Origin of the sequence: Burkholderia sp. EMB26 (assembly GCF_024730645.1) — a bacterium.
GTDB lineage: Bacteria > Pseudomonadota > Gammaproteobacteria > Burkholderiales > Burkholderiaceae > Burkholderia > Burkholderia cenocepacia.
Map to the genome: position 1 here is coordinate 462,668 of NZ_CP078071.1, position 12,409 is coordinate 475,076.

A 12,409-nucleotide genomic window follows, 5' to 3' on the forward strand; every position below is an offset into this window, starting at 1 on the left:
GCGCGCACCGGCTGCATGCGGCCGGTGCGACGTGCGAAGCGGCCGGAGCCCGCCCCGATCGACGATCGGGGGCGGGCTTTTTTACGTCCTCGCGAAATGCGCGGAAGGCGGCGAAAGAAGGCTTACGGCGCGACCACGTGCCACACGTTCTTGAAGTTGTCGCCGTTGCGCTCGCCCTGTTTCATGTCCTTCGAGAAGAAGTACAGCGGCTTGCCCTTGTACGCCCATTGCGGGCTGCCGTCGTCGCGCTTGACGATCGTGTAGGGCCCGACCGGTACGTCGGTCGCGCTGGCCTTGTAGGGTGGCCACAGGGTTTCGCATGGGCCTGTACAGGCGCTGGTGCCGGCGTTGGGCTTGTCCTTGTCGAATGCGTAGACGGTCATGCCGTTGGCGGCGACGAGCGCGCCGTTCTCGACTTTCGTGATCGAACCTTGGGCCGAGGCCGAGGCGGACGCCATGGCGAGCAGGACGGAGCTGACGAGCAGCGCAGCTTTCATGTGTGCCTCCTGGTAGTCGGTGGGCGGGCGCGATCGCGTGCACGGGCGAGCGTGCGCGACGACCGCGGTGAATGGCGCCGGAACGCAAGGCCGTTGCCGCGGCGGGCGACGCACGGTCGAACGGCGGCAAACGGGGGCGCTTCATTCACGATAGGCGGTTTTTGGCGGGGCTGCGAGAAGATCGGGGGGCGTATCGGCCCGACGTATGCAGCACGCAACGGCATGGCGGGCGCCTGCATCCGGTATTCGGCATCCGTCCCCGAACGCGGCGCACGCCGACGCATCAGCGGTTCGCGCGATTGGTCAGTGCGACGCCCGCGATCACGAGTGCGCCGCCGGCCAGCATCGACGGCGACAGCGGCTCGCCGAGCAGCACGACCGACAGCAGCACGCCGAACACCGGCACCAGGTTGGTGAACACGGCCGCGCGGGCCGGCCCGAGGAGGCGGATGCCCTGCGAATACCAGACGAACGCGATCACCGTGCCGACGGCGCCGAGATAGAGCATCGATGCGACGGCCTGCCACGTCAGCGGCGTGCCGCCAGTCGCCGTCGCGTCGAACAGGTGCGTGACGAGCAGCAGCGCGAGGCCCCAGAGCGCCGCGTACGTGGTGGCCGCGAGCGGCGACAGCCCGTCGAGCGCGCGCCGGCCGATCACGGTGTAGGCGGCCCAGCTCAGCACCGCGCACAGCATGAAGCGTTCGCCGGCGCCGAACGTATTGCCGAGATCGGTCAGCACGCGCAGCCAATCGCCGCGGCTGATCACGACCAGCGCGCCGCACAGCGCGACCGCGATGCCGGCCCAGCGCGACAGCGACAGGCGTTCGCGCACGACGACCGACAGCAGCACGGCGGTGGCGACCGGATTCAGTGCGACGAACAGCGCGGTGCGCCCGGCCGGCATCCGCGCGAGCGCCGCGAAAAAACACACGTTGTACAGGAAGATGCCGGTCGCGCCGAGGCCGAACGTCGTCACGATCTGGCGTCCGCTGAGTGTCGGCAGCCCGCCTTCGACCTGCCAGGTCAGCACGACCAGCAGCAGCGCGGCGATCGCGAAGCGTCCGGTGGCCGCCGAGGTCGCGGACATCGTCGCGGCGAGGATCCGGCCTGCGATGAACGTGCCGCCCCAGAACAGCGCGACGAGCGTGAGCTTCACGTAGATGGCCGCGTGCGGCCGGGGGGCGACGACGCTGGCGGGCGGGGCGGGAGCATTCATGTGGCGTGCAATCTCGAAAGGAAGCGTGTGCCGCGAGGCGTGCGTGGCCGCGCGCGGCTAAACGATGCCGAACCGCGCGATGGCCGGCCTGCGGGCCGATTCAGGGAAGGGGGCTGGGCGGGCGTCGTCAGCGAAACGCGGGCGCCGACGCGAGCGCGGTGAGCACGGCCGGCATCGCGAGCGCGGCGGCGATCGTCTGGAACGCGGTGATGCCGGCCATCAGCGGCGCGTCGCCGCCGAGCTGGCGCGCCATGATGTACGACGCCGACGAGGTCGGCAGCGCCTGGAACAGCAGCGCGACGGTCAGCGCCGCATCGCCGAGCCCGAACAGCCGGCCGGCCGCAAGCGTGATGAGCGGCATCGCCACGAATTTGAACGCCGATGCGACGCACACCGGCTGCCACCATGCGCGGGCCGCATCGAATGTCAGCGCCGCGCCCACGCACAGCAGGCCGAGCGGCATCGACGCGGCGCCGAGCGCCCGCACGGCCGGCTCGACGGCGGCCGGAAACGCCACGCCGCCGGCCTGCATCGCCATCCCGAGCGCGCAGGCGACGACGAGCGGATTCGACAGGATCTGACGCACGAGCGCCGCCGCGCCGAGCCGCGTGTCGCCGTAGCGCGCGAAGACCAGCACGCACATCAGGTTGACGGTCGGCACGATCGCCGCGACGCAGACGGCCGCGAGTGCAATGCCCTTCGCACCGAACAGCCCGGCGGCGAGCGCGGTGCCGACATAGTTGTTGAAACGCACGGCGCCCTGGAACACCGACGTGAAGCCGGCGCCGTCGACCCGCACGAACCGGCGGACCAGCAGAAGAAGCGCCGCGGCGAATGCGGTCGAACCGACCAGCGCCGCCGCGAGCGGTAAAACGGGCAACGATTGCAGCCGCGCATTCGCGAGGCCGTCCGCGAACAGCGCGGGCAGCAGCACGTAGTAGCAGAGCCGCTCGGCGTGCGGCCAGAACGCTGCGGCGATGAAGCCGGTGCGCCGCAGGCCATGGCCGAACGCGACCAGCAGCGCGACCGGCGCGAGCGCGAGCAGGATCGGGCCGATCATCGGCGCGCCTTCATGCGGGTCGTGCCGGAGCGCCGGCGCGGCCGGCAGGCAACGCAGCGGAACGACGCGGGAATCCATCCGGCGGACGACATGGCGACATGCAATCGAAAGAGTGACGATGCCGCCAAGTTAACACGCGCAAGCAACAGGAATAATGGTGAATTATCGGGTGTTCAATGAGAAATTCTCATCGATGACGCGGTCACTTCGGCGGCCAGCGCGCGGGCGAAACGTTCGGCCGGACGCGACTGGTGTTCGAGCAGGACGACCGCGCGGCCCATCTGCGGCCGGCCGAACGGCAAGCGCGTGACCGGCGGCAGACGCGCAAGCGTTGCGTCGGGGAGCGCGACGATCGCCGCACCGAGCCCGCGCGCCACCATGCGCGCGATCGTTTCCGCGCTGTCCAGCACCATCTCCTCGCGCACCCGCACGCCGATGCGGCGCAGCTCGGCGGCGATCATCCGGCCGGCCCACGCCTGCGCGTCGAAGCGAATGAACGGCAGCGCATCGAGCAGCGCGCCCGCGTCGCGTTCCGCATGACCGGGCGGCGCGAGCAGCCAGAACCGATCCTCGTACAGCGTGGTCCACGTCAGTTCCGCCGGATGCGGGCGCACCGGGCGCGTCGTGATCGCCGCGTCGAGCTCGCCGGCCGCGACGCGGTTCGCGAGTTCCACCGACATGCCGGCCGACACGTGCACGCGCAACGACGGATGCGCGGCACGCAGCGCGAGCAGCGCGTCGGGCAGCGGGCCGGACAACGCGGTCTGGATCGCGCCGATCCGCAGCCGGCCGACCAGCTTCTTCTCGTCGCTGAGCGCATCGGGAATCCGGTCGACCATCGCGAGCACCTGCTCGGCCTGCGCGAGCAGGATGTTGCCGGCTTCGGTGAGCACCGGCTGCCGGCGCGAACGGTCGAACAACTGCACGTTGTATTCGCTTTCGAGCGTCTTGATCTGCAGGCTCACCGCCGATTGGGTGAGGCCGATGGCTTCGCCGGCGCGCGCGAAGGTCCGGTAGCGGGCGATGGCGACGAGCGTTCTGAAGGCGCGGAGTGACATGGGCTCGGTGAGATGGGCGAACGGGGCCGGCACGCGGATTGCTCGACGATGCCGGGTAGCGCAGTGGCGGCATGCCGGTCGGTATCGACGGCCGCCGAAGCGGACGGCTGGCGCCGGCACGCTGGCGGACATCATGCCCGTGCGTGCGGAAACGGGCAACCGACGCGCACCCCGGCCTGCGCCGACAGGCGCGGTGCGGGACCGGCGGATCGGCCGGTGCGTGCTTTCTCATGCATGCCGTCGCGCCGGACATGCACGCCGGTCCGCGCACGCGCGAGCGGCCGTGGCCGTGCGTGCCGCCCGTGTCCGTTTCATCGATGCGCCGGGGCGGCGCGAGCCGTTGCGGTCACCCCGATCCTTCGCGGAGGTAACGACGATGCCAGACGATCCCGGTGAAGTCGCGCGTGCGAGCTATCGCGCGTATGTCGACAAGAACCGCGACGCGATCGAAGCGCTGATCGCGCCGGACTTCCATTTCACGAGCCCGCTCGACAACCGGCTCGACCGCGACGCGTATCTGGCGCGCTGCTGGCCGAACAGCGCGATGCTCGCAGGCTTCGAGTTCGTCGACGTGGCGGTGCATGGCGAATACGTGTTCGTCGTATACGAAGCCGTCACGACCGCCGGACGGCGGTTTCGCAACGCCGAGCGATTGCGCGTACGCGACGGCCGGATCGTCGAGGCCGAGGTGTATTTCGGCTGGTACGTGCCGCACCAGGCACCCGATGGCGGATTCATCGAGGCGGGCGGGTGAAGGCAGTCGCGTGCATCGGCGCACTCATCCCGCCGCGTCCTCGCCCAGCGCCTGGATGAACCGTGAAAACAGCTCCGGTTGCGACGAAATTCCGAGCTTTGCATACACATGCCGTCGATGCACCTTCACCGTTTCCGGTGAAATCGCGAGCCGCTCGGCGATCGCCTTCGACGAATTGCCGCGCAGCACCATGCGTGCGATCGACATCTCGCGGTCGGTCAGCACGCCCGCGCCGAAGCGCGCGAGCGCCTGCTCGACACGTGCGCCGAGATCGGCGTCGGGCATCACGCGCGCGGCGTCGCCCACCAGCCGCCAGTGCTGCCGGATCGCCGCGAGCACCCACGGCATCGCGGCCGTCAGCTTGCCGAGCGGCTCGACGTCGAAGCGCGTCGACGCACCGAGCGACAGCGACAGCAGCGTGTCGGCATTCGGCCGCACGAGAATCTGGATCTCGTCGTCGCCGACCGCGTCGCGGAAATAGCTGAGGAAATACTCGCTCTGCCGGAACAGGTCGGGCGCGACTTCCTCGAGCCGGTAGCAACCGTCGGCGAGCCCGTCGTGCGCGGCCTGCAGGAACGGATCGAGCAGATAGACGCCGTTCAGGTAGAGCGGCACGGGCGACGCGCTGTCGGTGCCGCCGGTGTCGTATTCGTCGAGCACGAGCGGCACGCCGTCGCTGCCGACCGCGGTCGCGAGCGCGTTGTCGAACGGCACCATTTCATTGAGCAGCAGCACCAGGAACCGCCAGAAGCGCGGCTGGCCGAGATGATCGATTGCGCGGCCAAGCGCCTGGTGCATTGCGATTTCCGAAAAGAGACGATCCATACCACCACCGGAAGGGCGTAACACGAAGGGGGAATAGCGGTCCTGAAATTGGCTTCCTAGACTGCCACGCAATCAATCGGGCCCGAGTATGGGTTGTCAAAAAAGAGCAGCATAGGCGCAGGAGAACGAAATGGCGATGATGTCGGAATCGACGGGCAGCGTGCAAGCGGCGCCCGCAATGGAAGACGCGCCGCGCGCGCTGTCGCAGACGCTCAGCGTGCGCGACGCAGTGATGATCACCGTATCGGGCGTGACACCGGCCAGCTCGATCTTCGTGATCGCGCCGTTCGCGATCCAGCAGGCCGGCAGCGGCGCCGTGCTGTCGTTCGTGCTCGGCGGCGTGCTCGCGCTCGCGTTCGCGCTCTGCTATGCGGAACTCAGCGCCGCGCATCGCAGTGCGGGCGGCGAATACGTGATGGCCAAGCGCGTGTTCGGCACGCTGCCCGGCTACCTGACCTTCATTACGGTGCTGTCGGTCAGCGTGTTCATCCCCGCCGTGCTCGCGAGCGGCGCCGCGCCATACCTGAACAACGCGCTCGGCACGCACTTCAGCAACCAGTCGGTCGCGCTGACGATCGTGCTGCTCAGCTATCTGCTCGGCATGCTGAACATCAAGACGAACGCCTGGATCACCGGCGCGTTCCTGGTCGTCGAAATCGGCGTGCTGATGCTGATCGCGGGGCTCGGCTTCGGGTCGCCGCATCGCGGCGCCGAAGTGCTGATCGCACCGGTCGTCGCGAGCGGCAATGCGCTCGTGCCGGCGACGCTCGCGGCCATCGTGCCCGCGATCGGCACCGCGATCTTCTGCTACAACGGCTTCGGCTCGGCCGCGTATCTCGCGGAAGACCTGCGCGGCGGCAACCGCAACGTCGCGAAGGCGGTGATCTATTCGCTGCTCGTGATCCTCGTCGTCGAACTGGTTCCGCTCACCGCGATCGTGCTGGGTGCGCCGTCGCTGACGGAACTGACGAAGAGTGCCGATCCGATCGGCTATGTCGTGCGCTCGCTGAGCAATCCGGCCGTGTCGCGGGTGGTCAGCGGCGGGATCTTCCTGTCGGTGTTCAACGCGATCATCGCGATCGTGATCACGATGGGTCGCCTGCTGTACAGCAGCGGCCGGCATGCGCTCTGGTCGCGCACCTGCAACCGCGCGTTCTCGGCGATCCATCCGCGCCTCGAATCGCCGTGGCTGGCGACGATCGCGCTCGCGATACCGTCGGCCGGGCTCGTGTTCGTGTCGAGCCTCGACGAGCTCACCGCGTTCACGGTCGACCTGTTGCTGCTGATCTACCTCGTCGTCGGGCTGGCCGCGCTCGCGAGCCGGTTCGTGCGCCGCGACGTCGAACATCACTACCGGATGCCGCTGTGGCCCGTGACGCCGCTCGTCGCGGTGGCGGGCGCCGCGTATACGCTGGTCACGACGTTGGCCACCGCGACGAAGCCGACCGACCTGATCATCATCGCGGGGCTGCTGGTCGCGGCACTCGTGATGTACGTGGCCTGGGCGCGCCACAGCGAAGCGTTCCGCGCGCTCTGAGCACCGGATCGACACCTTGCAGCACCGATATACCGAACCATTGAAAGACGGGAGGAATTGCATCATGCGCACGAGGGATCTCGGCATCCGCATCGGACTCGGCACGCCGGGCCGCTTCAACGCGATCACGGACGTACCGGGCGTGCGGGTCGGACATTGCACGCTGAACGTCGAGAACGGCGACGCGTCGATCCGCACCGGCGTCACCGTGATCGAGCCGCGCGCGGGCGCCGTGCACGATTCGCCGTGCTTCGCGGGCGTGCACGTGCTGAACGGCAACGGCGACGCGACCGGGCTCGAATGGATCCGCGAAGCGGGCCTGCTGACGACGCCGATCGCCTATACGAACACGCACAGCGTCGGTGCGGTACGCGACGCGCTGGTCGCGAACGAACGCGAAGCGGCGGCCGGCCGCGTGTACTGGTGCATGCCGGTCGTGATGGAAACCTACGACGGACTGCTGAACGACATCTGGGGGCAGCACGTGAACGCCGCGCACGTGCAGCGCGCGCTGGCCGCCGCGCAATCGGGGCCGGTCGCCGAAGGCGGCGTGGGCGGCGGCACCGGCATGATCTGCCACGAGTTCAAGGGCGGCATCGGCACCGCATCGCGCGTGCTGGCGGACGAGGCGGGCGGCTGGACCGTCGGCGCGCTCGTGCAGGCGAACTACGGCGTACGCGAGATGCTGCGCGTGGCCGGCTACCCGGTCGGCGAAGTGCTGCGGCACGTGCATTCGCCGTTCCGCGACGCGGACGCGAAAGGCGAGGCCGGCATGGGTTCGATCGTCGTCACGATCGCGACCGACGCACCGTTGCTGCCGCATCAATGCACGCGTCTCGCGCAGCGCGCGAGCGTCGGGCTCGCCCGCGTCGGCGGCGGCACCGAGGATTCGAGCGGCGACATCTTCCTCGCGTTCGCCACCGGCAACGACGGCTTGCCGGCCGCGAACTACGGCAGCAAGGGTACGCCGACCACCGGCGTGCAAATGGTCAACAACGACCATATTTCCGCGCTGTTCGTCGCGGCGGCCGAAGCAGTGGAGGAGGCGATCGTGAATGCGCTGGTCGCGGGCGGCGACGTCGCGTCGCGCGGGGCGCGGGTCGAGGGGCTCGGGCCGGCGCGCTTGCTGGATGCGTTGCGCGAAGTGGGTTGGCGGCCGGGGCGCGGCGCCTGAAACGGCAAGCGCCGCTTCAATCGAAGCGGCGCGGGGCGGAACGGCGATGCGGCGATCGGCCGGACCGCCGTCCGCCCGCGCAGGTCATGCGCGCGGTGCGGGCGATACGGGCCTGGCCGTGACGACGCGGCGCCATGCTCAGCTGCCGAAATAGATGTTGCAGAAGCTGACGGGGCCGACGCAGGCATTCGGGTCTTCCTGCTTCGATTGCGCACGATCGACGCGGCCGGCGGCCTTGATCGCCTCGGCGCGGTTCGCCTGTTGCGGTGCGACGTCTGCCGGCGCCGGCTGTGCGTGGGCGACAGCAGCGGTGAGCGACAGGGCAACGAGGGCGAGGTGCAGCGGCTTCATTTGAGTTCTCCTGGGTGAGTGCCAGTCTCGCTGGCAGTGAGGAAACTATAGGCTCGCACTGCTTAAAGATTAATCACCGCGGCTGTAGAGCTTATTTCCATCCGGAACAACGATCCCGTTGCGCGCGCATCGGCCTTCAATGGCGGTGCCGGTTGAACGGCGCGTCCTTGTCGAGCAGCGCGCTGCGCATGAAGTGCAGGCAGCCGACGATCCGCTGCATGCTGCGACGCGCGTCGGGCACCGCGTACCACGCCTGCAGCGTGTGCTGCGCCGCGCGGATCGCGAGATTCACGGATTTCAGCGTGCGTGCATGGTGGCCGGGCGTCGGATCGTCGAAGAAGCGTGGCAGTTCGTTCAGCACCGCGTCGATCGAACCGGTCCAGCGCAGCGTCTGCGGCGGTTTGGACGCGCAGAACGCGTGCAGTTCGTCGCGCAGGTCGATCACCGCATGGCCGACCTCGAGCGTCGACAGCATCCAGCGCATCGCATCGCGATGCTGCCGCGTGCGGCGTACCAGCAGCGTCCGCAGTTGCGCCATCAGGTCGTGCGTGCTCGACTGGAAGCGCTGCGCGAGGCCGTCCGGCGCGCCTTCGCATGCGAGCGTCACCTGGCGGCGCAAGTCGTGCGCGATCCGGCCGGTGAGCCAGGGCATGTGGGTCGGGAACACGACGGCGAACACGAGCGAGCACGCGAGCATCGCGACGACGATCGCCAGCCCGTTGTTGATCAGCACTTCCGGCGTATACGCGATCGCGTTGTCGGGGCCCGCGAGCAGGCAGAAAAACACCGCGAAGCCGATCCCGTAGCCGGACAGGCCCGGCCGCATCGCGAGGAACGCGCCGAGGCCGAGCACCGGCGCGAGCGCCGCGCACAGCAGCGGAAAGCCGTCGATGTTCGGATAGACGTAGCACAGGAACAGGTAGCCGACCGCGGTCGCGAACGCCGCGCCGACGCTCATCTGCGCGACGAATTTCGGCGCGCGCGGCGAGGTCGAGCTGAGCGCGCATGCGATCGCGGTGGCGATCACCGCGAGCGAGCCGCTCGGCCATTCGGACGCGATCCAGAATGCGCTCATCGCACCGACGGCGACCACCGTGCGCAGGAAGGCGAAGCCGACGAAGAACGCATTGGTCTTCACCGCGTAATGCGTGACCGAGCGCTCGAATGCGTGGTCGTCCTGATCGAGCGACGCGTAGGTATCGACGTAGCCGAGATATTCGCCGATGAACCGGTACAGCAGCTCGATCGCGGTATCGAAGTCGAGCAGGCCGCCGGCCGCATGGTCCTCGATGGCCCGTCGCGACGCGCGCGCGGCCTTCGGCAACGCACCATGGAAGCGGCGCAGTTCGAGCAGCGCGCCGGTGGCCGGTGCGATGCCGTGCTGGCGTTCGTCGCGCAACGCGGCGAAGCGCTGTGCGAGCGCGTCGACGTGCGGCGCCAGCGCGTCGAGCACCGCGTCCGAATGATTCGCGCGCAGCCGTTTGACGAGCTGGTGCAGCGCATGCAGCCGCGTGCATGCGTTCATGAACTCGCTGTTCAGCCGCGCGAGCCGGCGGCTGCGCGCGCGAATGTGCGGGTCCTCGAACGACGCGAACGCGCGGTTGGCTTCGAAGCCGACGATGTCGTCGACGAAATCGGCGAAGCGCCGTTCGAAATCGCCGCGCGCGACGTCGCCCGCCAGCGCGCCGGCCGTGAACGCCGCGAACGTCGCGTGGCGCGCGCTCAACGAGCGCATCAGCGCCTTCGCGGAACTCAACGGCAGGATCAGCGCGCTGACCGCGCCCGAGCACGCGATGCCGAGTGCGACTTCCGCGGCGCGCGTGAGCGCGGACTGGAACAGCGTCTGCGGCGTCATCACGGCCGGCAGGCCGATCAGCGCGGCCGTGTAGCCGGCGAGCACGAAGCCGTACCAGCGGAAGTGGCGGTTGCGCACCGCGAGGGCGATGCAGCCGCCGATCCACAGCGTGATGCCGGCCATGTACAGCTCCGGCTGCTGCGCGAACAGCCCGCCGAGCGCGAGCGCGCCGACGAGGCCGGCCGCCGTGCCGAGCACGCGATAGAAGCTCTTCGCGAACACCATGCCCGATAGCGGCTGCATCAGCACGAACACGGTCGTCATCGCGGTGCGCGGCTGCGACATCTCGAGACGCATCGCGATGCCCATCGCCAGCAGCGCCGCGAGCACCGTTTTCGCGAGATGCAGCCAGATCAGCCCGTCGGTCGCGGCCCAGTCGCGCGCCGCGTTGCCGAGCGGATCGAGCCATGGCCTCCATCGTGCCGGTTCGATGGAAGATCGCTCGATCGCAGGTTGTGGCTTCATGAAAAGAGGGGGCCGGCGCGGTGCCGCGGCGCGTCCGAACGGCCCGTTCGACTGGTGAGGCGCCGATTGTAGGAGCGCGGCGCCCGCGCATTAACGCAGTTGCGGGGAAACGATAGTTGCAGCCGAAGTAACAATCTGTCGCATCCAGTGGAGGAAAATGGCGGCTCCGCTACAGGTTGCTCACAGGAATGGATACCCTACAAAACATGCGGGTGTTTTCGCGCGTCGTCGAGACGGGCAGCTTCACCGCCGCCGCGCAATCGCTGAATTCGACGACCGGCGCGATGTCGCGCGCGGTGTCGGAGCTGGAGGCGCGCCTGCGCACCCGTCTGATGAATCGCTCGACCCGCCGTCTCGCGCTGACGTCGGCCGGCGAAAGCTATCTGCGGCGCTGCCGCCAGATCCTCGCCGACGTCGACCGCGCGGAAGAAGAAGCGAGCTGCGCGCACGAGCGCCCGGCCGGCGTGCTGCGCATGCACAGCTTCGCGAGCGTCGGTCACCACTACGTGATGCCCGCGCTGACGCGCTATCACACGCAGTACCCGGACGTGTCGATCGAGCTGTCGCTGTCGCAGCGCATGCCCGACCTGTTCGACGGCACGAGCGACATGGCCGTCGTCACCGCGTCGTCGCTGCCCGATTCGGAACTCGTGTCGCACCTGCTCGGGTCGACCTTCAGCATTCTGTGTGCGTCACCCGACTACGTGAAACGGCACGGCGTGCCGGCCCGCCCGCAGGATCTCGCCGCGCACGCGTGCCTGACGCTGTGCACGCCGGCGTTTCCGACGCACGAATGGGTGCTCGAAGGGCCCGAAGGCGTCGAGCAGATCCACGTCGCCGGGCCGGTGCAGACCAATACCGCCGAATCGCTCGCGCTCGCGATCCGCGACGGCATCGGGATCGGCATGCTGCCGCTGTATTCGGCGATCGACGCGCTGCGCGACGGCACGCTGGTCCGTGTGCTGCCCGCGCATATCCTGCAGAAGATGAACGTGTATGCGCTGTACCCGTCGCGCCGTTTCGTCGATGCGAAGGTGCGGACCTGGGTCGAGATGTTGCGTGCGCAAGTGCCGGGAATGATTGCGCGCGACGTCGAGATGCTGAACGCGATCGACCGCGAACCGCAGGCCGCCTGAGCGCAGGCCGCCTGAACCCCGCGCGCGCATCGGCGCGCGGCGGGTTGTTTCCTGCAAACATCCACTACGCGTCGCTCGCCATGCATGCTCGATGCGAGCGACGCACGTCATCACAGCGCGGGCTTGGCCGCCGCGCCCGATTCGGTTGCAGGCGCCCCGGCCGGGCCGTAGGCGGCCTGCGCCGCTTTCCGCTCGGCGAGACGCTTCGCCTGCAGTCGTTCCTGCGCCGCCAGGATGTCCTCCGGATAGTTGCCGACTTCACCGCGCGCGGGGTTGTAGCCGACTGACTCGAGATCGATCAGTTCCTGCAGCACCTGCGCGCGCGTGACGGGCGACTTCGCCTGCTGGGCGAACGACAGGGCCGGTGCGGCAAGCAGGATGGCAGCGGCGGCGGTAACGACGAGCGATTTCACGAGGTTCTCCTGAATACGGGGTGGGTGGCCGGATCGACGCGCGACGCGCGGCTCCGACCTTCGACGTC

General features: G+C 68.9%; 12 protein-coding genes. 4 read left to right on the plus strand and 8 right to left on the minus strand.

The window, feature by feature from the left end; translation table 11 throughout:
• Window positions 1-122: 122 nt before the first annotated feature.
• The 4 genes from KU887_RS18735 to KU887_RS18750 all read right to left on the minus strand — a co-directional run bounded on the left by KU887_RS18735 (window position 123) and on the right by KU887_RS18750 (window position 3,831).
• The gene (locus tag KU887_RS18735) at window positions 123-497 is read right to left on the minus strand and encodes a hypothetical protein (RefSeq protein WP_006479101.1); all 375 of its coding nucleotides are present in this window, start codon (window positions 495-497) and stop codon (window positions 123-125) included.
• Between the two features lie 283 nt (window positions 498-780).
• Entirely contained in the window at window positions 781-1,713 is a 933-nt protein-coding gene (locus tag KU887_RS18740; protein WP_012493316.1) for a DMT family transporter, read from the minus strand.
• A 127-nt stretch (window positions 1,714-1,840) separates the two neighbouring features.
• The gene (locus KU887_RS18745; protein ID WP_196222401.1) at window positions 1,841-2,773 is read right to left on the minus strand and encodes an AEC family transporter; all 933 of its coding nucleotides are present in this window, start codon (window positions 2,771-2,773) and stop codon (window positions 1,841-1,843) included.
• A 173-nt stretch (window positions 2,774-2,946) separates the two neighbouring features.
• On the minus strand, window positions 2,947-3,831 hold the full coding sequence (locus KU887_RS18750; RefSeq protein ID WP_058903089.1) for a LysR family transcriptional regulator: 885 nt from the start codon (window positions 3,829-3,831) through the stop codon (window positions 2,947-2,949).
• A 376-nt stretch (window positions 3,832-4,207) separates the two neighbouring features.
• On the opposite strand from KU887_RS18750, the gene KU887_RS18755 reads away from it, so the two are divergent.
• Window positions 4,208-4,585, plus strand: a complete 378-nt coding sequence (locus KU887_RS18755) for a nuclear transport factor 2 family protein (RefSeq protein ID WP_006482852.1) — start codon at window positions 4,208-4,210, stop codon at window positions 4,583-4,585.
• Between the two features lie 24 nt (window positions 4,586-4,609).
• Here the strand turns inward: KU887_RS18755 and KU887_RS18760 are convergent, their stop codons facing one another.
• A complete protein-coding gene (locus KU887_RS18760) occupies window positions 4,610-5,410 on the minus strand; it encodes a helix-turn-helix transcriptional regulator (RefSeq protein WP_006482848.1) in 801 nt (266 codons plus the stop codon).
• 130 nt (window positions 5,411-5,540) lie between these two features.
• On the opposite strand from KU887_RS18760, the gene KU887_RS18765 reads away from it, so the two are divergent.
• Window positions 5,541-6,947, plus strand: a complete 1,407-nt coding sequence (locus KU887_RS18765) for an APC family permease (protein ID WP_006482833.1) — start codon at window positions 5,541-5,543, stop codon at window positions 6,945-6,947.
• A 64-nt stretch (window positions 6,948-7,011) separates the two neighbouring features.
• Entirely contained in the window at window positions 7,012-8,121 is a 1,110-nt protein-coding gene (locus tag KU887_RS18770) for a P1 family peptidase (protein ID WP_006482834.1), read from the plus strand.
• Between the two features lie 138 nt (window positions 8,122-8,259).
• On the opposite strand, the gene KU887_RS18775 is transcribed toward KU887_RS18770, so the two are convergent.
• Together KU887_RS18775 and KU887_RS18780 are read right to left on the minus strand one after the other, a co-directional pair.
• Window positions 8,260-8,472: a hypothetical protein gene (locus KU887_RS18775; protein ID WP_006482828.1), complete on the minus strand. Its 213-nt coding sequence runs from the start codon at window positions 8,470-8,472 to the stop codon at window positions 8,260-8,262.
• A 136-nt stretch (window positions 8,473-8,608) separates the two neighbouring features.
• Window positions 8,609-10,792, minus strand: a complete 2,184-nt coding sequence (locus KU887_RS18780; RefSeq protein WP_006494911.1) for an FUSC family protein — start codon at window positions 10,790-10,792, stop codon at window positions 8,609-8,611.
• 188 nt (window positions 10,793-10,980) lie between these two features.
• On the opposite strand from KU887_RS18780, the gene KU887_RS18785 reads away from it, so the two are divergent.
• Window positions 10,981-11,928, plus strand: a complete 948-nt coding sequence (locus KU887_RS18785; protein WP_012493318.1) for a LysR family transcriptional regulator — start codon at window positions 10,981-10,983, stop codon at window positions 11,926-11,928.
• A 110-nt stretch (window positions 11,929-12,038) separates the two neighbouring features.
• Here the strand turns inward: KU887_RS18785 and KU887_RS18790 are convergent, their stop codons facing one another.
• Window positions 12,039-12,341 carry a DUF4148 domain-containing protein gene (locus tag KU887_RS18790; RefSeq protein ID WP_006482838.1) on the minus strand — a complete coding sequence of 101 codons (303 nt, stop codon included), beginning with the start codon at window positions 12,339-12,341 and terminating at the stop codon, window positions 12,039-12,041.
• Between the last annotated feature and the right edge of the window lie 68 nt (window positions 12,342-12,409).